The 21,968-nt window shown below is 51.6% G+C and carries 21 protein-coding genes and 1 riboswitch; of the genes, 8 read left to right on the forward strand and 13 right to left on the reverse strand.

The features are described from left to right. Positions 1-375: 375 nt before the first annotated feature. Together argJ and ACH5Y9_RS18540 are read left to right on the forward strand one after the other, a co-directional pair. Positions 376-1,590, forward strand: coding sequence for a bifunctional glutamate N-acetyltransferase/amino-acid acetyltransferase ArgJ (gene argJ, locus ACH5Y9_RS18535; protein ID WP_445367130.1), 1,215 nt, complete (start codon positions 376-378; stop codon positions 1,588-1,590). Between the two features lie 18 nt (positions 1,591-1,608). Beyond that, the gene (locus ACH5Y9_RS18540) at positions 1,609-2,547 is read left to right on the forward strand and encodes a Nudix family hydrolase (RefSeq protein WP_445367131.1); all 939 of its coding nucleotides are present in this window, start codon (positions 1,609-1,611) and stop codon (positions 2,545-2,547) included. Between the two features lie 16 nt (positions 2,548-2,563). Here ACH5Y9_RS18540 and yacG read toward each other — a convergent pair whose 3' ends face one another. From yacG to thiC, 7 genes are all read right to left on the reverse strand, one after another. After that, a complete protein-coding gene (yacG, locus tag ACH5Y9_RS18545; RefSeq protein ID WP_205452940.1) occupies positions 2,564-2,767 on the reverse strand; it encodes a DNA gyrase inhibitor YacG in 204 nt (67 codons plus the stop codon). Then, positions 2,767-3,540, reverse strand: a complete 774-nt coding sequence (gene zapD / locus ACH5Y9_RS18550) for a cell division protein ZapD (RefSeq protein WP_205452939.1) — start codon at positions 3,538-3,540, stop codon at positions 2,767-2,769. Before zapD ends, yacG begins: the two co-directional genes overlap by 1 nt. Then, entirely contained in the window at positions 3,537-4,148 is a 612-nt protein-coding gene (gene coaE / locus ACH5Y9_RS18555) for a dephospho-CoA kinase (protein WP_205452938.1), read from the reverse strand. The genes zapD and coaE overlap by 4 nt, the downstream gene beginning before the upstream one ends. Positions 4,149-4,151: 3 nt before the next feature. Beyond that, positions 4,152-5,018 carry a prepilin peptidase gene (locus ACH5Y9_RS18560; protein WP_445367132.1) on the reverse strand — a complete coding sequence of 289 codons (867 nt, stop codon included), beginning with the start codon at positions 5,016-5,018 and terminating at the stop codon, positions 4,152-4,154. Between the two features lie 73 nt (positions 5,019-5,091). Further along, positions 5,092-6,309, reverse strand: a complete 1,218-nt coding sequence (locus ACH5Y9_RS18565) for a type II secretion system F family protein (protein WP_205452935.1) — start codon at positions 6,307-6,309, stop codon at positions 5,092-5,094. Positions 6,310-6,311: 2 nt separating this feature from the next. Beyond that, the gene (gene pilB / locus ACH5Y9_RS18570) at positions 6,312-8,027 is read right to left on the reverse strand and encodes a type IV-A pilus assembly ATPase PilB (protein WP_171696693.1); all 1,716 of its coding nucleotides are present in this window, start codon (positions 8,025-8,027) and stop codon (positions 6,312-6,314) included. Between the two features lie 201 nt (positions 8,028-8,228). Further along, the gene (gene thiC, locus ACH5Y9_RS18575) at positions 8,229-10,097 is read right to left on the reverse strand and encodes a phosphomethylpyrimidine synthase ThiC (RefSeq protein ID WP_171696694.1); all 1,869 of its coding nucleotides are present in this window, start codon (positions 10,095-10,097) and stop codon (positions 8,229-8,231) included. Positions 10,098-10,129: 32 nt separating this feature from the next. Then, positions 10,130-10,237: riboswitch (TPP riboswitch) on the reverse strand. Between the two features lie 195 nt (positions 10,238-10,432). Here thiC and ACH5Y9_RS18580 point away from each other — a divergent pair. Further along, a complete protein-coding gene (locus ACH5Y9_RS18580; RefSeq protein ID WP_205452931.1) occupies positions 10,433-10,837 on the forward strand; it encodes a hypothetical protein in 405 nt (134 codons plus the stop codon). A gap of 4 nt (positions 10,838-10,841) precedes the next feature. On the opposite strand, the gene ispB is transcribed toward ACH5Y9_RS18580, so the two are convergent. Beyond that, the gene (gene ispB / locus ACH5Y9_RS18585; protein ID WP_319960211.1) at positions 10,842-11,846 is read right to left on the reverse strand and encodes an octaprenyl diphosphate synthase; all 1,005 of its coding nucleotides are present in this window, start codon (positions 11,844-11,846) and stop codon (positions 10,842-10,844) included. Between the two features lie 206 nt (positions 11,847-12,052). Here ispB and rplU point away from each other — a divergent pair, with 206 nt between their 5' ends. From rplU to proB, 4 genes are all read left to right on the forward strand, one after another. Next, positions 12,053-12,364, forward strand: a complete 312-nt coding sequence (gene rplU, locus ACH5Y9_RS18590; protein WP_033156113.1) for a 50S ribosomal protein L21 — start codon at positions 12,053-12,055, stop codon at positions 12,362-12,364. 17 nt (positions 12,365-12,381) lie between these two features. Then, a complete protein-coding gene (gene rpmA, locus ACH5Y9_RS18595; RefSeq protein WP_020484554.1) occupies positions 12,382-12,639 on the forward strand; it encodes a 50S ribosomal protein L27 in 258 nt (85 codons plus the stop codon). A gap of 82 nt (positions 12,640-12,721) precedes the next feature. Further along, a complete protein-coding gene (gene cgtA, locus ACH5Y9_RS18600; RefSeq protein ID WP_319960210.1) occupies positions 12,722-13,780 on the forward strand; it encodes an Obg family GTPase CgtA in 1,059 nt (352 codons plus the stop codon). Next, on the forward strand, positions 13,767-14,888 hold the full coding sequence (gene proB / locus ACH5Y9_RS18605) for a glutamate 5-kinase (RefSeq protein ID WP_445367133.1): 1,122 nt from the start codon (positions 13,767-13,769) through the stop codon (positions 14,886-14,888). Before cgtA ends, proB begins: the two co-directional genes overlap by 14 nt. Before the next feature lie 43 nt (positions 14,889-14,931). Here the strand turns inward: proB and apbC are convergent, their stop codons facing one another. After that, on the reverse strand, positions 14,932-16,023 hold the full coding sequence (gene apbC, locus ACH5Y9_RS18610; protein ID WP_445367134.1) for an iron-sulfur cluster carrier protein ApbC: 1,092 nt from the start codon (positions 16,021-16,023) through the stop codon (positions 14,932-14,934). A 259-nt stretch (positions 16,024-16,282) separates the two neighbouring features. On the opposite strand from apbC, the gene ACH5Y9_RS18615 reads away from it, so the two are divergent. After that, positions 16,283-17,620: a L,D-transpeptidase family protein gene (locus ACH5Y9_RS18615; protein ID WP_445367135.1), complete on the forward strand. Its 1,338-nt coding sequence runs from the start codon at positions 16,283-16,285 to the stop codon at positions 17,618-17,620. 13 nt (positions 17,621-17,633) lie between these two features. Here the strand turns inward: ACH5Y9_RS18615 and ACH5Y9_RS18620 are convergent, their stop codons facing one another. The 4 genes from ACH5Y9_RS18620 to ACH5Y9_RS18635 all read right to left on the reverse strand — a co-directional run bounded on the left by ACH5Y9_RS18620 (position 17,634) and on the right by ACH5Y9_RS18635 (position 21,744). After that, on the reverse strand, positions 17,634-19,901 hold the full coding sequence (locus tag ACH5Y9_RS18620) for an EAL domain-containing protein (protein ID WP_445367136.1): 2,268 nt from the start codon (positions 19,899-19,901) through the stop codon (positions 17,634-17,636). Further along, complete coding sequence (locus ACH5Y9_RS18625; RefSeq protein ID WP_445367137.1) at positions 19,898-20,236, reverse strand: hypothetical protein; 339 nt, start codon at positions 20,234-20,236, stop codon at positions 19,898-19,900. The genes ACH5Y9_RS18620 and ACH5Y9_RS18625 overlap by 4 nt, the downstream gene beginning before the upstream one ends. A 571-nt stretch (positions 20,237-20,807) precedes the next feature. Next, a complete protein-coding gene (locus tag ACH5Y9_RS18630; protein WP_033155832.1) occupies positions 20,808-21,056 on the reverse strand; it encodes a hypothetical protein in 249 nt (82 codons plus the stop codon). Positions 21,057-21,342: 286 nt separating this feature from the next. Further along, entirely contained in the window at positions 21,343-21,744 is a 402-nt protein-coding gene (locus ACH5Y9_RS18635) for a hypothetical protein (RefSeq protein ID WP_033155831.1), read from the reverse strand. Positions 21,745-21,968 lie beyond the last annotated feature (224 nt).

A 21,968-nucleotide genomic window follows, 5' to 3' on the forward strand; every position in this document is an offset into this window, starting at 1 on the left:
TGCATTACGCTATCGCTAATGCACCCTACGAGGGTGAGACAAAAGGCTTTGGGGCAGTAGTTAATCGCCAAATTCCGGGATGGTTTTGTCCCGTATGCCGCGCCGAGCACCGGAGCTTTTGGACGGATCAGCCCGCAGGGGCGATGCAGGGATGCATCGCGTTGCTGAAGGGGCAGGAGCCCCTTTCGGCAACCCCGTTCAAAAGCGAGGAGCGCAGGATAAAAGCGGCATCCGGGTCGCCTTTTCTTTGGATACTTTCTTTTGGCGACGCAAAAGAAAGTATCGCGGTTGTCGGTCCGCGAACCGACATTAAAATATTCGTCGCGATAGCGACACAAACTAGAGCGACTAATCAATTTAAATTAGGCTACAACAATGGCAGTAGGACAAATCGACTTCCCCACCATGCATGCCGTCAAAGGCATCAAACTCGGCACCTGCAATGCCGGCATCAAACAAACCGTTCGTGACGATATTTTAGTCATCGAAATGGCGGAGGGCGGCAGTTGCGCGGCGGTGTTTACCCAAAATGCCTTTTGCGCGGCGCCGGTACATATCGCCAAAGCCCATTTATCGCAAAATCCGCGCTGGTTGCTGGTCAATTCCGGCAACGCCAATGCCGGCACCGGTAAGCAAGGCCTGCAAGATGCCTTTGCCTGCTGCGCCAATCTGGCCGGCGAAGTCGAGGCCTTGGCACAACAAGTGTTGCCGTTCTCGACCGGCGTCATCGGCGAACCACTGCCCGTGGAAAAGCTCACGGCAGCGTTGCCGAGCGCCGTTGCGAATTTGGCCGAAGCGCATTGGGACAAAGCCGCGCGCGCCATCATGACGACAGACACCTTTCCCAAGGGCGCTTCGCTCATCATCGATATCGCCGGGCATCCGGTGACGATCACCGGCATTTCCAAGGGCGCTGGCATGATTCAACCCAATATGGCCACCATGCTGGGTTTTGTCGCCACCGATGCCAATATCGAACAATCTCTGTTGCAACAGTGCCTGAGCGCGACGGCGGAAAAATCCTTTAATCGGATTACCGTAGACGGTGATACCTCGACTAACGATGCCTGCGTATTGCTGGCCAGCGGTAGTAGCTCGGCGCCGGAAATTCTGGCCGGCAGTGCGGAGTATGCGGCCTTCGCCGAGGCCGTGATGACAGTTTGCAAACGCCTGGCTGAACTGATTATTCGGGACGGCGAAGGTGCGACCAAGCTGATGCGCATCGTCGTCGAGCAAGCCCGCGATAGCGCCGAGGCGGTGCAAGTCGCTAAAACCATCGCCCATTCGCCGCTGGTGAAAACCGCCTTCTTCGCCAGCGATCCGAACTGGGGGCGGATTCTGGCGGCGGTCGGTCGGGCCGGGGTCGAAAACATGGACTTGGATAAAATCGAAATTTATCTGGGCACCGTGTGCATCGTCGAAAACGGCGGCCGAGCCCGCTCTTACACCGAGCAAGACGGCCAACGTGTGATGAATCAGGAGGAAATCGTTGTCACGGTTAGACTGGGACGAGGCACAGCTAGCGAGGAAGTGTTGACCTGCGATTTTTCCTACGATTACGTCAAAATCAACGCTGAATACCGTACCTAAGCGCGGGAAAGCATGTCCATGCCTAAGCAGTGCCTGCATGTCGCGGTCGGCGTAATCCGCGACGGCGACGGCAAGATTTTGATTACCCAGCGGGCCAAACACGCGCATCAAGGCGGCTTGTGGGAATTTCCGGGCGGTAAACTGGAAGCCGATGAACCGGTACAGCAAGCACTAGCCCGTGAACTGGCGGAGGAAGTCGGTATTCAGGTACAAACCGCGACGCCGCTGATCAAAATCAACCATGATTACGGCGACAGGCAGGTATTGCTGGATGTTTGGAACGTCACGGCTTTTACCGGCCAGGCCAGAGGCTGCGAAGGCCAGGCCATGCGCTGGATTGACGCCGAACAACTCAGAGAGTTCAGTTTTCCGGCCGCCAACATCCCCATCATCGCCGCCGCGCAACTTCCGCATTATTACGCCATCCTGGAAGGCCGCAACGCTGCCGAAGCATGGGACAATTGCCAACGAATTTTGGCGGCCGGCGTCAAACTGCTGCAATTTCGGGTTAAGTCTTTACCTATTGCCGATTTGCAAATTGTCTTCGAGCAAGTTTCTCAGCTTTGCCGAAAGCAACAGGTTAACTTGCTAGTCAACGCCGATTTGCCTGTCGATACAGTTCAGGCGCAAGGCCTGCACCTGAGCAGCCGCGCTTTGCTGGCCTGTCATGAACGGCCAAACGGCTACCGCTGGGTAGCGGCATCGTGTCATAACCTTGATGAACTGAAACACGCAGAAGCGCTGGGCCTGGACTTTGCGATTTTGGCGCCCATCCAAGCGACCGCATCCCATCCGGACGCCACGCCGCTAGGCTGGCAGGCCTTGACCGAATTGCTCGAGCACATCAATTTGCCGGTGTTTGCCTTGGGCGGTTTGGGGAGGCACGACCTAGACAAAGCACTTGCCGCCGGCGCTCAGGGCATAGCCGGCATCAGCACCTTTTTAGCGACAGATTAGCAGGATAAAATCCGGCTTAGTAGGATTCGAAATCCGAATTTTCGCCGTCTTCGTCAAGCAGCGGCGGACCGGGGATTTTGTGAGCTTCGGTAGCCCAATCGCCCAAATCGATCATTTTGCAGCGCTCAGAACAAAACGGCTTGAATAGTTCGGCGGCTATCCAGGCGACCGGCTTGCGACAAGTGGGGCATGCCACCGTAGTCGGGGTATTCGTGGCCATCAGAACATGCAGCGGGTCAAAGAAAACTCGATATCGTCCAGCGTTTGGCTGGGCCGGTTTTCATCGACAGACGGGTTCATAAAACGAATGCTGAACCTATGCTTGCCACCGCTGATCTCGGCAAAACACGGAGTATCAGCCGCCAAGCCAACTCGAAGCAGTTGCACCGGATGATTTTTATTATCCAGCGCCAATTGGAAAAATCCGGCCTTGGCAAGTTCCTGGGTGGGCACGCTGCTTTGCCTGATAAAACCCAGGATCAAATCGATCGCCACCCGAATATCCACGAACGGTTGAGTCCAGCGTTCCAGGTCTTTTTGCTGCTCGGCTTCGTGTTGCTCCAGCCAGTAATGAAAGGCCGGCAAATCGAAAGAACAGCTGCCGCCGGGGATGGAGTTGCGCTGCGAGATACTTTGAAACAAATCGCTTTCCATTACGCTGATGCCGATTTTGCCGTTCGCGCTATACAGATTACGGCTGGCTTGATTCAGCTCGAGCAGTATTTCCTGCAATTTTTCATCATCGACGCCGTGGGTATGCGCCAGTTGATTCAATACTTTGGTGTGCCTATCCAGCTCTTTGATCAACTCGGATTTCAAGTCGCTGCGGCTGAAGATCATCAAGATGTCGAGTAAAACCGAAATGGCGGCGCGTTTATCGAAGACCGAAGCGCCCAACATGAAGTGACTGAGCTGTTGAAAGAGTTGCTCCAAGCGCATAAACACCCGAATTCGTTCATTGAGAGGGAATTCGTAGATAGTTTGTGTATTCAAGCCGATTGTGTCCTGACGGTGGCTAATAAAGTGTAGGAATTGTGCAGTCTTTTAACCTGTTCTGCAAGTTGCTCCGGGCCGGCGATATTCTCGATGACATCGTCCGCTTTGCTTAAGCGGTCTTGCCGCCTCATTTGGCTGTCGATGATGGCTTGCACTTGCTGGCGAGTAAGTTTATCGCGCGCGGTAACCCGCGCTATTTGCACATCCACCGGGCAATCGATTACTAACACTCGATCCACGGCATAGGGATTTTTCGACTCCAGCAGCAGCGGCACGGCAATTATGCAATAGTCGGACGCTAGAGTATTTACCTCCGCCGCGATTTGCGCGTAGACCAAGGGATGCATGATGCCATCCAATTCACGCTTTTTGTCCCTATCAGTGAATACCGCATCGCGCAGTCTGGCGCGATTCAGGCTACCGTCCTGGTTAAGCATCTGTTGCCCAAAAGATCTAGCGATCATCGACAGAGCAGGCTGCCCCGGCTCGACCAACTGTCGGGCAATCAGATCTGCGTCGACAATGGGAACGCCAAATTCGGCAAACAACCGGCAAACCGTGGATTTACCGCTGCCTATGCCGCCCGTCAGACCAATCTTCAGCATCGCCTACAAACCGGCACTATGCAGATATAAGGCATTCAGCTCCGGCCCGAACAACATCGCCAGCCAGCCAGCCATAGCCAGATAAGGCCCGAAGGGTATCGGTTTGCCGGCATCGCGTTTGCCGAACACGATCATCGCGATACCGATGACCGCGCCCACCAAAGATGACAGGAGAATAATCAGCGGCAGATATTGCCAGCCCAGCCAGGCACCGAACAGCGCCAGCAGTTTGAAATCGCCATACCCCATCCCTTCCTTGCCGGTCAGCAATTTAAAAAGTTGATAAACGCTCCACAGGCTCAAATAGCCAGCCACCGCACCGATGATCGCGTCGTGGCTATTCGTGTATATATCAAACAGGCTTAACAACAGGCCCAGCCACAGCATCGGCAGCGTGATCGAGTCCGGTAATAATTGCTGATCGATGTCGATAAAACTCAATGCGATCAAACACCAAGTCAGAGGCAATGCAAACGCTAAAGCCCAACCGTAACCGAAATGCCAAGCCATCACGGCCGAACATAAACCGGTAAACGCTTCGATAAGCGGGTAACGGATGGCGATTTTCACCCCGCAATGTGCGCATTTACCGCCCAACAACAGGTAACTGATGACCGGAATGTTTTGATAGGCTTTGATTTCGGTTTTGCACGACGGGCAATGCGAGGCCGGCAACATCAGGTTGAACACTTCGCTTGCCTGATCCTGTGGGAGCTGCAAATATTCCCGGCATTCGCGCCGCCAACCCGTCTGCATCATGACCGGCAAACGGTAGATCACCACGTTCAGAAAGCTGCCGACCAGAAGGCCCAGCACGCAAACGACGCTGATCAGAAACAGCGGATATTGTTGTAGAGTGGCAAAAACCATGAGGAAGAGAGAATATCCGTAATTCGGCCCCGGTACTCGGCGCAACGATAAAGAGTACCGGGGAGTAGCAAAACTAAATAGCCGCGCCCAGCTTGAAGATAGGCAGATACATCGCGACGATCAAACCGCCGACCAAAATGCCCAGGATCACCATGATGATAGGCTCCATCAAACTGCTCAAGTTATCGACCAGGTTATCCACTTCTTCTTCGTAAAAGTCGGCTACTTTGTCCAGCATCGCATCAATGGAACCGGACTCCTCGCCGATCGCCACCATTTGCACCACCATATTCGGAAACATGCCGGTGGTCTCCAAGGCAAACTTCAATTGCTGGCCGGTGGAAACGTCGTCGCGCACAGCCATCACCGCTTCGTAAAATAAAATATTGCCGCAAGCCCCTGCCACCGAAACCAGTGCTTCAACCAAGGGTACGCCAGCCGCAGACATCGTTGACAGCGTTCTCGCAAAACGAGCGATGGCCGATTTTTCCAGAATCATCCCGACAACCGGGATTTTCAGCAAAGTTTTATCGAGAAAATGGTTAAACGCCTTCGAGCGCTTTTTAAAATAATTGAACACGTAAGCGGTAATGGCGATCACGCCAATCACCGCCCACCACCATTCCTGCACCCACGCCGACAGCTCAATAACAAATTGGGTAAATGCCGGTAGGTCGGCGCCAAAGCCTTTAAACAAATCCTCAAACACCGGCACCACGAAAATCAGCAAAATCGCGGTGACGATAAACGCCACGACCAACACTGCAATCGGGTAGGTCAATGCTTTTTTAACCTTCTTTTTGATCGATTCGGTTTTTTCTTTGTAGGTGGCAATCTTGTCGAGCAAAGTTTCCAATACCCCGGCATGTTCGCCGGCTTCGACCAAATTGCAGAACAGCGCATCGAAATACAGTGGCTTACGGTTTAAGGCCTGGGCCAGGGTATCGCCACCTTCCACATCGGCTTTTATCGATAACAGCAACTCCGACATACTGGCATTGTCGTGTCCCTTGCCGATAATGTCGAACGATTGCACCAAAGGCACACCAGCGGCCAGCATCGTCGCCAACTGCCTGGCGAACACCGCGATGTCGCCGGGCGTGATTTTCTGCACTCTGGCACCGAACAAGGGCTTGGACTTGGCTTTGATACCGATGACCCGAATGCCCATCCGCCTTAATTCGGTGCGCGCAATGACCTCGCTCTTGGCGCTGATGGTGCCTTTGGTTTTCTTGTTTTGCCTATCGAAACCGTCCCAATTGAACTCGATTTGTTCGTCTTGCTTTGCCATGATTATTCCTTGGTGACCCGGTCAATTTCTTGCAGCGAGGTGACGCCTTGCTTAATTTTTAACAGCCCCGACATTCTTAAATCGTTGATTCCTTCACTTTTTGACAATTCCGCCATTTGCATGGAATTACCGCCGTTCAAAATCAGCGCACGCATTTTTTCGGTGATAGGCATTACTTGGTAGATACCTACCCTGCCCTTGTAACCGTTATTGCAATGTTCACAACCCACCGGACCGTAGACTTTAAACGTACCGATTTCCTCCTGCTTAAACCCGGCCGACAGCAAGGTGCTTTCCGGATAATCAACTTCTTGCTTACAATGCTCGCATAAGCGCCGCGCCAGCCGTTGTGCCATGATCAAAATCACCGCCGAAACAATATTGAACGGTTCTATGCCCATTTGCACCAAACGGTTGATGGTTTGCGGCGCATCATTGGTATGCAAGGTAGACAACACCATGTGACCGGTTTGCGCCGCCTTGACCGCGATACTGGCGGTTTCCAGGTCGCGAATCTCGCCAACCATGATGATGTCCGGGTCTTGCCGCAAAAACGCCCGTAGCGCTTCGGCAAAGGTCAGGCCGGCCTTGGGATTGACATTGACTTGGTTGATGCCTTCCACGGTGATCTCTACGGGATCTTCGGCGGTGGAAATATTGGTTTCGATGCTGTTCAAAATATTCAGCCCGGTATACAGCGATACGGTTTTACCGCTACCGGTCGGCCCGGTGACCAGCACCATACCGTAAGGCTTGTGGATCGCCTCCAGAAAATTTTTCTGCTGGTCGGGTTCGAAGCCGAGTTTCTCGATACCAATTTGCGCACTGGTCGGATCGAGAATCCGCATTACCACTTTTTCACCGAACAAGGTCGGGCAGGTGTTTACCCGAAAATCGATGGCCCGGTTCTTGGAAATCTGCATTTTGATCCGGCCGTCCTGCGGCACCCGCCGTTCGGCAATGTCCATTTTCGACATGACTTTCAGCCGGGAAATAATCCGGTTGGCAATGCCCACCGGCGGACTGGCCACCTCCGATAAAATACCGTCGGCCCGAAAACGGATACGGAATTTCTTCTCGAAAGGCTCCAGGTGTATGTCCGACACCCCGCGTTTGATCGAGTCCAGCAGGATTTTGTTCACAAAACGGACGATAGGCGCGTCATCAATATCCGAGCCTATTGCTTCGTCGGCCGGTTTGCTGTCGTCGCCTGCGGAAATATCGATATTGTCCAGATCGTCGTCCAACAGATCCTTCATCGACGTATCGGCAGCCTCCAGCGCCGTGTCTATCATGCGAATCAGCTTGTCTTCTTCAACCAGAATATTTTCGGTATTGTGCCGGGTATGAAACTTGATCTCGTCCAGCGCCTGAAAATTGGTCGGATCAGCGGTGGCGACAAACAAGCGGTTGCCGCGCTTGAATAAAGGTAAGGCATGATGCTGGCGAATCAATTTCTCGCTGACTAGTTTGATCGGCAAGAATGAAGGGTCTATGGCATCCAGATCGAAAAACGGCACACCAAACTCCGCCGAAGCCAGCGTAGCCACGGTTTTGCTGTCCGCATACTTATGTTCCACCAAATAGCTGATAAACGCTTGTTTACGCTTTTGCGCCTCCTGCAAACAGGTCGCCGCCGATTCCTCGGTCAACAAACCTTTCTGAATCAGGCATTTGACCAAGCCGCTGAAATGGATGTTAGTGGGTGCTGTCGCCATGAAAAAAAGTCTGGATTGGTTTTACTGCAACTAAGTGCTGCAACTATAGATGAAGTAAGGATTTTATCCAAACTCATCAAGCCATGCCCAAGACTTTAACATGGTTATATTGGCATGCCGCCAAGCGCTGTTTTTAAGCTGGCGATCATTTGGAACGGCCGGCGGTGCCAAGAACAGCACCGCCGACGAATGGGACAAGAATCAGATTTCGTGATAAATCGCAGCACCTTCTTCCAGGAACTGCTTGGACTTTTCTTCCATACCAATTTTCAAGGCCTCGGCTTCTTCCAGACCTTTTTGCTCGGCGTAATTGCGCACGTCCTGGGTGATTTTCATCGAGCAGAAATGCGGACCACACATCGAGCAAAAATGCGCGACTTTTGCGGAATCTTTCGGCAAAGTTTCATCATGGAAAGAGCGGGCTTTTTCGGGATCGAGCGCCAGATTGAACTGGTCTTCCCAGCGGAATTCGAAGCGCGCCTTGGACATGGCGTTATCGCGGATCTGCGCGCCGGGGTGGCCTTTGGCCAAGTCGGCGGCGTGGGCGGCGATCTTGTAAGTGACGATGCCTTCGCGCACATCCTGCTTGTTCGGCAGACCCAAGTGTTCTTTCTGAGTGACGTAGCATAGCATTGCGCAGCCGTACCAGCCGATATTGGCAGCGCCAATCGCTGAAGTAATATGATCGTAGCCGGGGGCGATGTCGGTGGTCAATGGACCCAGGGTGTAGAACGGCGCCTCGTAGCAATCTTCCAATTGCTTGTCCATGTTAACCTTGATCATTTGCAACGGCACATGTCCGGGGCCTTCGATCATGGTTTGTACGTCATGCTTCCAGGCGATTTGCGTGAGTTCTCCCAGGGTTTCCAGTTCGCCGAATTGCGCTTCGTCGTTGGCGTCGTAAATCGAGCCCGGACGCAGACCGTCGCCCAACGAGAACGACACGTCGTAGGCTTTCATGATTTCGCAGATTTCCTCAAAGTTGGTGTAAAGGAAACTTTCGGTATGGTGAGCTAGACACCATTTGGCCATGATGGAGCCGCCGCGCGACACGATGCCGGTCAGGCGTTTGGCGGTTAACGGTACGTGATGCAGACGCACGCCGGCGTGGATAGTGAAGTAATCCACTCCCTGCTCAGCTTGTTCGATCAATGTGTCACGGAAGATTTCCCAAGTTAATTCCTCGGCTTTACCGTCGACTTTTTCCAGCGCTTGATAGATTGGTACGGTGCCGATAGGTACCGGCGAGTTGCGCAAGATCCATTCGCGGGTTTCGTGGATGTTTTTGCCGGTGGATAAATCCATGATGGTATCAGCGCCCCAGCGGATGCCCCACAGCATTTTCTCGACCTCTTCTTCGATAGAAGACGTCACGGCAGAGTTACCTAGGTTACCGTTAATCTTGACCAGAAAGTTGCGGCCGATAATCATCGGCTCCAATTCGGGATGGTTGATGTTGGCCGGGATAATCGCACGACCTCTGGCAACTTCGGAACGAACAAATTCTGGCGTGATAAACGACTGAATGTTCGCGCCGTAGGAAAAACCGGGATGCTGACCTTGGTAACGGTCGCGCATTGCTTCAAGATTTTGGTTTTCGCGGATGGCGATGTATTCCATCTCAGGAGTAATGATGCCTTTACGGGCATAGTGCATTTGCGAGACATTGTGGCCGGATTTGGCACGACGTGGGTTACGGGTCAATTCGAAACGTAGGTGCGCGGTTTTCGGGTCGTGTAAACGCTCGTGACCATACTTTGAGGTCGGACCTTTCAATAATTCTGTGTCGCCGCGCTCCGCAATCCAGTTACCACGAATCGAACCCAAGCCTTTATGTAAATTCACATCCACATTCGGATCAGTGTAAACCCCGGAGGTGTCGTAAACATAAATCGGCGGATTTTTTTCCGCACCGAAGTGGGCCGGGGTATCCGACATACTGATTTTACGCATCGGCACTTGAATATCTGCGCGGCTGCCCTGGATATAAATTTTCTCGGAAGCGGGGTAGGAATCAATTCTTACGCTACTACCGGTGTCGGTAGTAATCTCATTGCGGACAGCGCTCATGCTTATCTCCAAACTATCAATAAATCGCAAGCGCAGGGAAGATAGGGCTTTCCTACGCCGGTGTTAACCGGTTCAGGTTCGAAGGGTTTTTCTCAGCTTTCCGGGCTTGCATACAGCGGAAAGCACCCCTAGCCTTTCAGGTGACTTGCTAAGTTAAATGATAATCGAGCCAATTGCAAGCGCAGCGCCAAGCTCCCAAGGCGCAAAAAGCTTATAAAACAATGGGTTTTAAAGCCCATCAATCCCTCCCGGCGCTCTTGCTATCATAAGCATTCACAGCCAAACCAGAGCATATGCCGCCGCAGCAATCAACGCACTAAAAAACAGGAGAAAACATGGCATCCCAAAAAAAGCAAAGCAAACGCCTGCTGAACGACATAGAGGACTCAGTAAATCAGTTAGTATTTTTGACCAGCGATTTGAGTTTGCTTGCAGACACAAACAGACTGGCGCTAAACCTAAAAACAAACATCGAGACATTAAACCGCCAATTAGCCGGCTTAAAAAAAGCAGAATTCAACGCCACCCTGGCAGAATCGGAGATACTGGAGATATTGGACGAGCTAATCGATAGCGATCCGATCAGCACACTGGAACAACGACTGTTTGTAGCTCATGCTGATCAAGAATCGGGCGAAGTAGGCGAGTTTTTCCAACAGTTGCTCGATAAAATCGAAAAACTGTATTCGCCGCTACTATCGTCCATCCAGCAACTAACTGCGATGCCGGATAAGCTGTAAACGCTCAGTGACTGCGCTGCACCGAGAAGCGCGCCAACTCTTCAAGAGCCTGTTTGTAATCGGAATCAGGCAGGCATTGCAGTGCGGCAATCGCCTTTGCAGCGGCCCTGTCCGCACATTGCTCTGTGTATTCTATGGCATTGGTGGCCTTAACTACTTCATAGACATCGTTAAACGCCTCGCGCGAACCTTGCCGGATCGCATCGACCACAATTTTAGCCTGCTGCTCGTTCCCGTGCTGGATGGCATAGATCAACGGCAAGGTAGGCTTACCTTCAGCCAAGTCGTCACCCAAGTTTTTACCCAGTTCTTCGCTATTGGCTTTGTAATCCAATGCATCGTCTATCAACTGAAACGCCACGCCCAATTGCTGACCATAAACCGCCAACGCTTCTTCCGTAGCCGGGTCTGTTGCAGAAACGACTGCCGCCAAACGGGTGGCCGTACTAAACAAAATGGCGGTTTTACGGGCAATGACTTCTAAATATCTGGCTTCACTGGTCTCCGGGTTATTGCAATTCAACAATTGCAGCACCTCACCCTCAGCAATCGCGGTGGTAGTTTTGGACATAATGGCCATCACCCGCATGTTATCGGTGCGGACCATCATTTCGAAGGCACTGGAGTACAAGTAATCACCTACGAGCACGCTAGCCGCGTTGCCCCACACCGCATTCGCCGACTCCTTGCCGCGCCGCAGAGCCGATTCGTCGACCACATCGTCGTGCAACAACGTCGCGGTATGGATGAATTCGATCACTGCTGCCAAAATCAGATGATGGTCATCAACCTTACCCAAGGCTTTTGCCGCCAACAGCAACAGCATCGGTCGTAATCTTTTTCCGCCATTACCGATTATGTAATGCCCAATTTGATTAATCAGCACAACATCGGAACTCAGTTCCTCTAAAATCAACCGGTCGACGGCTTGAGTTTCCGCATTGGTTAAATTTTTGATGGAATCGAAGTCTATAGTGACTGACGCTGGCGTTGAAACTTTAGCTATCATGTGATGTTGTGAACTTGTCGCTCGTTAGCGTATAACGTGAATAACCGGTCATGCTATGAAGAATACTGATTAGTGTCAATAGTACTCCCCGCATAGGCCTGTTAGACAGCAGGTTTCCCCTGGAATTTTAGTTTGACTGTGACTTAAATAAAAAATATAATCCTCTGTTCACTATTAACAGATTATGCTTGATGGAGCTTACGCTGATGTATGCGGTAATTCAAACAGGTGGTAAACAGTATCGGGTCGCAGAGGGTACTACCTTAAAAATAGAAAAACTTGAGTTGGGCGCAGGCGACAGCGTAGAGTTCGACAAAGTACTGATGGTCCAATCCGGCGACTCCGTAAAAGTAGGCCAGCCATTTGTCGAAGGCGGCAAAGTGACTGCGACCGTGGTTTCCCAGGGCAGACACAAAAAAGTCAGAATCATTAAATTCAGAAGACGTAAGCACCACATGAAACAAATGGGGCATCGTCAATACTACACAGAAATCCAGATTACTGGCATTTCTGCTTAATATAACGAGGATAAGAAATGGCTCATAAGAAGGCAGGCGGTAGTACTCGTAACGGCCGCGACTCCCAGGCTCAGCGCCTCGGCGTAAAACGTTTCGGCGGTCAAGTGGTTAAAGCCGGCAACATTCTGGTTCGTCAACGCGGCACCCAGTTCCACCCCGGCACCAACGTAGGCATCGGCAAAGACCACACCTTGTTTGCAACAGTCGATGGCAAAGTGGTTTTTGAAGAAAAAGGTCCTAAAAACCGCAAATACGTCAGCATTGCAGCAGCGTAAATTTCTTTGGCTGTGCTGATTGGCACAACTAAAAATAAAAGCCTCGTTTTCAGCGGGGCTTTTTTGTTTATACCGGTAGATTATGAGATTTGTTGACGAAGCGGAAATCCGCGTAGAAGCAGGCGACGGCGGCAATGGCAAGGCCTCATTTCGCCGTGAAAAGTATATTCCCTTGGGCGGCCCGGACGGCGGTGACGGCGGTGACGGCGGCAGCGTTTATCTGGTCGCCACCGAAAACGTCAACACCCTGGTGGATTTTCGCTACCACTCAGTACACCGCGCCCAACGCGGACAAAACGGCGGCAGCCGGGATTGCACCGGCAAGAAAGGCGACGACTGCTTCGTCCCGGTCCCACCCGGCACCATCGTTTACGAAGCCGACACTGGCGAAAAAATCGGCGACCTGACCAAGCCCGGCCAGCAATTATTGGTCGCCAAAGGCGGCTTCCACGGCCTCGGCAACACCCGCTTCAAAAGCAGCGTCAATCGCGCGCCGCAACAAACCAGCAAAGGCTCGTCCGGCGAACACCGCATGTTGCGCCTGGAATTAATGGTTATCGCCGACGTAGGTTTATTGGGTATGCCCAATGCTGGCAAATCCAGCCTAATCCGCACGGTCTCTTCCGCACGCCCCAAAGTCGCGGACTACCCATTCACCACTTTACACCCCAACCTGGGCGTGGTGCGGGTAGACGATTTACGTAGCTTTGTCATCGCAGACATTCCCGGCGTCATTGAAGGCGCCGCAGAAGGCGCCGGCCTTGGCTTACAGTTTCTGAAACACCTATCCAGAACCGGCTTGTTGCTGCATATCGTCGACATCGCCCCCTACGAAAGCGACGAAACGCCAGTGAGCGCTGCGCGCAAAATCATCCACGAAGTGGAAAAATGGAGCGACGACCTATCCAACAAACCGCGCTGGCTGGTATTGAATAAGATCGACAATGTGCCCGACGACGAAGTCGAGCAACATTGCCAAGCCATCGTCGAAGAGCTCGATTGGACCGGCCCGGTATTCCTGATTTCCGCTTTAAAAAATCAAGGCACCCAGGCACTGATGTACGCCATCATGGAATTTCTCGACCAACAAAAAGCCGAGCGGGATTTGCAAACACAGGAGCCGCGCCATGAGCCGTTCTGAGTTTTCGCAAGCCCAGCGCGTTGTCGTCAAAATCGGCAGCTCGTTGCTGACCGACGGCGGACGCGGCCTTAATAAACAGGCCATCGCCGACTGGGTTGCGCAAATGGCCGCCCTCAAACGCCAAGGCGTCGACGTGGTATTGGTATCGTCCGGCTCCGTTGCGGAAGGCATGTCCCGCTTAAAGCTAAAAGCCCGCCCGAAAACCTTACATGAATTACAAGCGGCCGCCTCAGTAGGGCAAATGGGCTTGGTCAGACGCTTTGAAGATGAATTTCAAATACACGACTTGCTGACAGCGCAAGTATTGCTGACCCATGACGACCTTTCAGACCGCCAGCGTTACCTGAATGCCCGCAGCACTTTACTCACGCTGCTGGATTTCGGTGTCGTGCCGGTCATCAATGAGAACGATGCCGTCGCTACCGAAGAAATCCGCTTCGGCGACAACGATACCTTGGGCGCGCTGGTTGCCAATTTGGTAGAAGCCGATTTGCTGATCATTCTTACCGACCAAACCGGCTTATTCGACGCCAACCCCAGCCTGAACCCAAACGCTCGCCTAATTTCCAGCATTAGTGTCAACGAAAGCCTGCTCGACGAAGTAGCCGGTGGCAGCATCAGTGGTCTGGGACGTGGCGGCATGTACACCAAAGTCCGTGCCGCCAGGCTGGCCGCGCGCTCCGGAGCAGCGACAGTGATTGTATCGGGCAAAATTGACAACGTGATCCACGCGGTATTCGACGGCAATGACTTAGGTACTTATTTAATACCCAACATTGCACCACTGGTGGCGCGCAAACAATGGCTGGCCGGACAACTGCAGTTGAAAGGCAGTGTAGTACTGGACGATGGCGCGGTAAAAATTCTGAAAGACGCTGGCAAAAGCCTGTTGGCAGTCGGCGTAAAGGCCGTGCAAGGCGCCTTTAAACGCGGCGATTTGGTCTCATGCCTGGATTTGCAAGGTAACGAAATCGCCCGAGGTTTAATCAATTATGGATCGGAAGACGCCGGCAAAATTGCCGGAAAACCCAGCAGCGAATTCGAAGCTTTGCTGGGCTATGCCGATGAAGACGAACTTATCCATCGCGATAATTTAGTATTGGTCTGAGACCAGACGACTTCGCGACTAGCCAAGTCGTCTACCATCAATCTCAGGTATTCTGGATGACTATATTTGGAAACCTGCCACTGTAATCCCGCGCACGCATTGCCAGCTTGGCGGCCATTTTCCGGGCAATCGCTTTGTAGATTTGCGCCGGCCGGCCATCCGGGTCAGCCACCACTGTAGGCCTGCCGCTATCGGCATACTCGCGAATCTGAATATCCAGCGGCAAAGAGCCCAGTAAATCCAGCTTATTCTTGACCGCCATCGCCACGCCACCACCTTGGCCGAAAATCGCTTCTTCATGCCCGCAATTACTGCAAATATGCACACTCATATTCTCCACTAGCCCCAATATCGGCACGTTGACCTTTTCGAACATCCCCAAGCCTCGTTGTGCGTCGATCAGGGCAATATCCTGCGGCGTAGTAACGATCACCGCACCACTTACCGGTATTTGTTGAGCCAATGTCAGCTGAATGTCGCCAGTACCGGGGGGCAAATCAATGATCAGATAATCCACATCTTGCCATTGGGTTTGATTCAGTAATTGTTGTAAAGCACCGGTAACCATGGGCCCGCGCCAGATCATAGGCTGGTCCGGGTCAATCAAATAGCCTATGGAAATGGTCTGCACACCGAACGAGATTTTCGGCAACATGCTTTTGCCGTCCGGGCTATCGGGCTTACCGGACAAGCCCAGCATGGTCGGAATGCTGGGGCCGTAAATATCGGCATCCAGAATACCGACATTGGCGCCTTCCGCCGCCAAGGCCAGAGCAAGATTCACGGAAGTGGTGGACTTGCCCACCCCGCCCTTGCCGGAGGCCACCGCGATGATGTTTTTCACATTCGGCAAGGGTTTCAGCGCCTTTTGCACCGAGTGCGAAACGATATTGAAACTAACCGATACATCCAGTTTGCCAACGTCCGGCAAAGTTTGCAGACGCTGTGTTACCGCCCCCTTCAGTTCTTCAAGATAACTTTTAGCGGGGTAACCCAACTCGATAACGACGCTGACATCATTGCCATCCACACTGATTTTCTTAACGGATTTTGCCGACACCAAATCGGTTTCCACATTTGGATCGATAAAATGTTTAAGTAAATTTTCGACAGCCGTTTTGTCAATGCTCGCCATGCGGAACTCCGAAGTAAGGGGAAATAATAACCAAGTAAAATAGTGTGAATATGATAGCACCTTAACAGGATGCCATTAAATCCGCGCCATTGTTAAAAAATAGTTTTCTCTTTAAGAATAATGCTTTATCGTAATGACTTAACTATTAGCCTTAATAGTTAATTCTTAATTAGGACTTAATGCCGCCTTAATCTGATTTTAATTTGAATCGCTTACCTTCAATCATCCAGCTCCGTCACTACATGCGCCTATCATAAACATGTCAGCAGTCATTCAAAACCGTACTGTTTCACCGATACCGCTAGTCTTCGTTGTGGCAGTAGTCAGCGCCCTGCTTAGCGGCTGTCAAAGCATACCGTTGTTTTCCGACAACCAGCCGGAACACATCGTCTGGAACTCCAAACCGGACAGTATTGCCAGTCATGAGTTTAACCTGAGCAGCGGCCAAGGCATGGTCGGCACGCTAGCCAGTATCAGCAGCCGCGAAAACGATACGCTGTCCGACATCGGCCGCCATTACGGCTTGGGTTACAACGACATTACCATCGCCAATGCCAATCTCGATCCTTGGACCTTGCCCGCCGAGCAAACCGTGTTGCTGCCATTGCGATTCGTACTCCCCGACGCCCCGCGCAAAGGCATCGTGTTAAATCTGGCCAATATGCGCATGTTCTATTACCCCAAAAATCAAGCCAATACCGTAATGACTTATCCGGTGGGCATTGGCCGCCAAGGCTGGAACACGCCGTTAGGACAAACCCAGATTGTCGCAAAAAAGGCCAATCCGGACTGGACGGTGCCGGAATCCATTCACCGCGAACATCAGGCATTGGGCGACCCACTGCCGAAAGTGATACGTTCCGGCCCGGACAATCCCTTGGGCAGCTACGCCATGCCCTTGGGTTTCAGCGGCTATTTGATCCACGGCACCAACAAGCCTTACGGGATTGGCTTACAAGTCAGTCATGGCTGCGTACAGCTATACCCTGAAGATATAGAAGTCTTATTCAACAAAGTCGAAGTCGGCACCCCGGTTCGCATCGTCCACCAGCCGTACATGGCAACCTGGCAAGATGACATGCTTTATCTGGAAGCTCATCGCCCCTTAGACAAATGGGAAAAACAGCAAAAACAGCTACAAAAAGATATTCGGAAAAAATTGCAACAGCTAGCCTCCGAAAAGCAGGCAACGGTTGATTGGAGCAAAGTCGAGCGTATTTTACAACGCGCCGACGGCGTCCCCACCCCAGTATTACCGGGCAGTGCGGATCTACCCGAATTAACAGCCGATGCGGTGCAACTAGCCCATCCTGAACAATTTTTCGGTCAACCGGTCATCGACGAATTGAGCGACAGTGACTGGTCCATTCTGGCCGCCAGCTTCGAAAATGAGACCGACGCCCAAAAGCTGGCAGCCATGCTTAATCACCAAGGACCGCCGATTCCTGCGCGTAAAATTGCCAAAGATGGTAGCTTTCAAGTGGTTGCCGGACCGTTTAAGAACAAGAAAGAAGCCAAAACCGTAGCGCAACGCATCAAGCTGAATTTCGACATGGACGTTAAAGCCATCGATCCGAAGCAGGCTTCAAGAAACTGAGCGCAGCCAAGCCTTATTGCTGTTGCAACATGGACTGCCGCAACAGGGCAGATGCCTGTTCGGCCGGCACGGGTTTACTGAAAAAATACCCTTGTCCGTAATTGCACTGTTGTCCGCCCAAAAAATCCAACTGACTCTGATCTTCGACGCCTTCGGCCACCAGCTCCAGTTTCAACTGGCCCGCCATGGCCGAAATAGCCGACACAATCGCTCTATCGTTGGCGTCGGTGCAAATATCCTTCACAAACGATTTATCGATTTTTAAGGTATCAAGCGGAAAACGCTTCAAATAACTTAGCGAAGAATAACCGGTACCGAAATCATCCACCGAAATCCGCACTCCCAGCTGCTTGATCTGACTCAGCGTGTCCAGCGTCGTATCCAGCTTATGCATCAAGATGCTTTCGGTAATCTCCAACTCCAGCAACTCCGGCGAAAGCTCGGTTTCTTTCAGCACATCCAACACCACATCCAGCAACTGGCGCTGATCTTGGAAGCGGTGAAACTGCCGCCCGGACAAATTGACCGCAATTCGAATCGGCATACCGGCCAACTGCCAGGCCCGTGCCTGTTTGCATGCAGTTCGCAATACCCAAGCCCCAATTGGCACGATCAGCCCGGTTTCTTCAGCCAAGCCGATGAATTGATCCGGCATGACGATACCCATGGCGTGATTGTGCCAACGAATCAAGGCCTCCATACCAATGATGCAACCGCTATCGATTTTCACCTGCGGCTGATAGTGCAATACCAGTTCCTCCAACTCCAGGGCCTGGCGCAAATGATGCTCCAGCTTCAGATAATGCTGAGCAGCGCTGTTCATTTCCGGGGTAAAAAACTGGTAATTATTTTTGCCCAGCTTTTTGGCGTGATACAAAGCAGAGTCGGCCTGCGCCAGCAATTCGTCGAACGAAAGCGAATTATCCGGATAAATACTGATACCAATACTGGCCCGTGAATAGATTTGATGCTGTTGAACCTGTAAAGGCTCGTTCAAGGCATGTAATATTTTGATGGCCACTTTGGCGGCATCCAGACTATCTGCAATATTGGGCAGCATAATAATAAACTCATCCCCGCCCATCCTGGAGGGCGTATCGCCTTCCCTCAAACAACCGGAAATTCGCTTGGCAACAGCTCTGAGTAATTCATCACCCACGGCATGCCCAAAGGTATCGTTGATCGCCTTGAAATTATCCAGATCGAGAAATAGAAACGCGATAATGCCTTGCCTGCGCTGCGCTTGCGTAATGAACTGCAAGGCTCTATCGGTTAACAAAGTCCGGTTCGGCAACTCGGTAAGCGCATCGAAATGGGCAATATAATCCAGGCGTTGCCGTGCGCGTTTCACTTCCTCAATTTCACGGGCATTATCGATTACCAGCGACAACGAATGCGCAAAACTCAACGCCAACTCTTCATCGTTCTTGGTAAATAGCTCACCACTGTATTTATCGCTGAGATAGATACGCCCATACACCCGACCTTGATGAGATATAGGCACCGCCAATAAGGATGTCATCTGCGGATGATGTGGTGGAAAGCCGGCGCTGCGCGGGTCCTTGCCCATATCCGCAAGCCTCAAGGAGACGTTTTCCTCAATGACTACCCCCAACAAGCCCCTCCCCTCAGGTAAATGACCTATTTGCTGAGCTTGCTCGTCGCTGATACCGGCATAAATAAACTCCGTCAACGCGCCGCCGTTGTCAACTATCCCAATAGCACCATAACGAGCATCCAACAAATTACAAAGCGCATCAATGCCGGCCTGCAATAACTCGGTTTCGATTGATGTATGGGCCAGCACCCCCAGCAAGCTGCGCGCAGCGTCGTTCAATGCGGCCAGACGCCCAACCCAAACCACCGTTTGCTCGTGGTTGGTTTCCGCCGCAATTTTAAGGCGCATAGTCTCTTTCAGCAGCAGTCGCTCACGGTTCAGCAGAACTTCCAAAATACTTTGCCGGGTAACCACGCCGACGAATTGACCTTTGTTGAGCACAGCCAAGGCTCCCAGCTGATTTTCATCCATCAGACATAGCGCTTTGCGGACGCCAAGCTTAGGAGCGACACTAAGCATAGGCCGATGCTCGACCAAATCTGCAAAAATCCAATTGGGATGTTTTGATATATCGTGATCGGTGGCCAAACCGCAAAACTCTTCCACCGGTGCTTCCCGAAAAACGGCAAAAACGATATTGCGCTCAACGCTGCAAGGCCGCTCCTCCTCCATAACCCGACGAACGTGCGGCCATAAACAATCGCCAACCGCCAGTTGTTTCATAACTTGGTATTTAGCTGAACGGAAATATCCATCTCCGCATGCAATATTTCATCGTCACTCATCAAGGGCTTTATCTGAGTCAACACGAAATCGATTAACGCAGCCTTGCTGATACGTTTTAGCAAGCTCTGTCTTACCAAAAGATCACTGATCACATCGTCATCAAACTCAATATGCTCAAACGGCGCTTTTACCAATAGTTCGATTGCCCGGCGCATGGCGATGCAGCCAATCGGAGACTCCTTGCCTAACACCAACATATCTTTTAACGGCGGAATAGCGTATTCGCCCAAGTTGGCAGAAATATGAATTTGATTTTGGCTGGCTTTGTACATGGTCTAATGGCCGAATTATCTGACAAATTGAAAGGTTAATTTAGCAGATTTTCAGTTTTGAGAATTATTTCAGTAGCAGCCGACGCTAGGTCAGAGACTTCACTTGCCGCTCGACCACGTGCTATGGAAATGAAGAAAGGAAGGACTTAAAAGTTACCGCTAAAATCATGCGGATTGGCGATTACCCATCCACAACAACTAACTTGAAAAAAAGGAATTTGCATTGCGTTTACCGGCTTGCTTAGTCAAGCGGCGAGTCAACCAAGCAAACCGGTAAACGCTATCCGGACAATCGAGGGGAGATTATCCGGTCACAAAACAGGCGGCAGTGACCGCCAAAAACAATTATCTCGGTTCAAACCAAACCGCTCAAAACCCTCTATCAAACCGACTCTTAAACTCCCTGGATTCGTCATTCCCGAGAAGGTCGCAACCTTTAAAGAATTCTCAGCGAATCCGGGATAGCCGCTGGGCTCCCGCCTTCGCGGGAGCGACGATATGTAAGAATTGGATTAATCGTTTCGTAAAGTCTTGGCCGGCAAGTTGTCGAACCGAATAGGTTCAACGGGTATCAGTTGCCACCTTTGAAGGTAATTTCCAGCGCGTGCAGGGCATTAGCGCAATTAGCGCTGCCTTGAATAGCCGGATCATCGTGACAAGCTTGGTTTTGGGTACGCGCCTCTTTAATGTTGGCCACATACCAAGCGACGGTTTTGACATCCTCGCCAGCCGCTTCATTAGCATTAGTAACATTCAACGCCGTGGTCAATCCCAGCGCGGCAACGGCAGCGGCTATTATCATCATGTGTGCTTTTTTCATAAAAACTCCTTGGCTTCTCGATTATCGGGGGAACGATTAACGCCCATGCAAACCCGCATGAGCTGGCGATAATCTAGCAAAGAATCCTAACGTTTAAAATGTGGCCGATTGCCGCGCGACAATATGTCTCTACAGTGCGGCATATCACACAATTTTTCACAAAAAGCCCTAAATGCGGCTGACAAAAAGCGTTAATAACAAATGGCCGCAAAACACAGCGGGACAGCCCAGGCAGGTTTGTTGGAGAAAAGACGGCGCAATAAGCCAAAGCCATTGCGCCAGGGATTTATTTGATTTTGACCAGTTCCTTACCGTTGCTGGAAAAACTGCAGATACCGGCTGCGAAATAAGTACATTCGTCCGATTGCTCCAGCTTGGCACCGTTAGGCGTCAGATGAATTTTCACGGAGCAAGAGCGCGCTTCGCCCTCAATGTGCTTTTTCAAGACCAATTCGTTTTCACCAACACTTTTAGCCTCATCGGATACCGTTGCGGAACAGGCGTGCTTGCCGGCCTCATCGGGATTGGGTTCGAAATCCACATCCACCGTGGCGTTAATGTCTTTTCCCAAGGTCGTAATCTTCAAATGCTGTACATGATTGCCGTCGCGCAACAGATAATGGTCAGTAGCCGCCGCCGCAGTACCGGAAGCCAGCATCGCGATGGCCAGAAACAACGTTTTTCTCATGATGTTACCTCTTCTTATAAGTTTAAGTGATTCAAAAAGGGCTAAGGCCGATCCGACTTTAAGTATGCCATGCCGGACGGTATAGCGCTTAAGCTGGAGGCTTGGTTGGGATTGTACCTTACTGATCCCTATTACCAAACATCCCTAGCCCCCGCATCAGGGTAACGCGCCGGCAATCGGCAAACCGCTGCCCAAACCATGAAAGCCCTGGCGATTTATGCCAT

It is taken from the genome of Methylomonas sp. BW4-1 (genome assembly GCF_052474385.1).

Bases quoted from the DNA above. Each gene is read 5' to 3' on its own strand.
- argJ (WP_445367130.1), top strand. From the start codon at position 376: ATGGCAGTAGGACAAATCGACTTCCCCACCATGCATGCCGTCAAAGGC.
- ACH5Y9_RS18540 (WP_445367131.1), top strand. From the start codon at position 1,609: ATGCCTAAGCAGTGCCTGCATGTCGCGGTCGGCGTAATCCGCGACGGC.
- yacG (WP_205452940.1), bottom strand. From the start codon at position 2,767: ATGGCCACGAATACCCCGACTACGGTGGCATGCCCCACTTGTCGCAAG.
- coaE (WP_205452938.1), bottom strand. From the start codon at position 4,148: ATGCTGAAGATTGGTCTGACGGGCGGCATAGGCAGCGGTAAATCCACG.
- ACH5Y9_RS18560 (WP_445367132.1), bottom strand. From the start codon at position 5,018: ATGGTTTTTGCCACTCTACAACAATATCCGCTGTTTCTGATCAGCGTC.
- ACH5Y9_RS18565 (WP_205452935.1), bottom strand. From the start codon at position 6,309: ATGGCAAAGCAAGACGAACAAATCGAGTTCAATTGGGACGGTTTCGAT.
- pilB (WP_171696693.1), bottom strand. From the start codon at position 8,027: ATGGCGACAGCACCCACTAACATCCATTTCAGCGGCTTGGTCAAATGC.
- thiC (WP_171696694.1), bottom strand. From the start codon at position 10,097: ATGAGCGCTGTCCGCAATGAGATTACTACCGACACCGGTAGTAGCGTA.
- ACH5Y9_RS18580 (WP_205452931.1), top strand. From the start codon at position 10,433: ATGGCATCCCAAAAAAAGCAAAGCAAACGCCTGCTGAACGACATAGAG.
- ispB (WP_319960211.1), bottom strand. From the start codon at position 11,846: ATGATAGCTAAAGTTTCAACGCCAGCGTCAGTCACTATAGACTTCGAT.
- rplU (WP_033156113.1), top strand. From the start codon at position 12,053: ATGTATGCGGTAATTCAAACAGGTGGTAAACAGTATCGGGTCGCAGAG.
- rpmA (WP_020484554.1), top strand. From the start codon at position 12,382: ATGGCTCATAAGAAGGCAGGCGGTAGTACTCGTAACGGCCGCGACTCC.
- cgtA (WP_319960210.1), top strand. From the start codon at position 12,722: ATGAGATTTGTTGACGAAGCGGAAATCCGCGTAGAAGCAGGCGACGGC.
- proB (WP_445367133.1), top strand. From the start codon at position 13,767: ATGAGCCGTTCTGAGTTTTCGCAAGCCCAGCGCGTTGTCGTCAAAATC.
- apbC (WP_445367134.1), bottom strand. From the start codon at position 16,023: ATGGCGAGCATTGACAAAACGGCTGTCGAAAATTTACTTAAACATTTT.
- ACH5Y9_RS18615 (WP_445367135.1), top strand. From the start codon at position 16,283: ATGTCAGCAGTCATTCAAAACCGTACTGTTTCACCGATACCGCTAGTC.
- ACH5Y9_RS18620 (WP_445367136.1), bottom strand. From the start codon at position 19,901: ATGAAACAACTGGCGGTTGGCGATTGTTTATGGCCGCACGTTCGTCGG.
- ACH5Y9_RS18625 (WP_445367137.1), bottom strand. From the start codon at position 20,236: ATGTACAAAGCCAGCCAAAATCAAATTCATATTTCTGCCAACTTGGGC.
- ACH5Y9_RS18630 (WP_033155832.1), bottom strand. From the start codon at position 21,056: ATGAAAAAAGCACACATGATGATAATAGCCGCTGCCGTTGCCGCGCTG.
- ACH5Y9_RS18635 (WP_033155831.1), bottom strand. From the start codon at position 21,744: ATGAGAAAAACGTTGTTTCTGGCCATCGCGATGCTGGCTTCCGGTACT.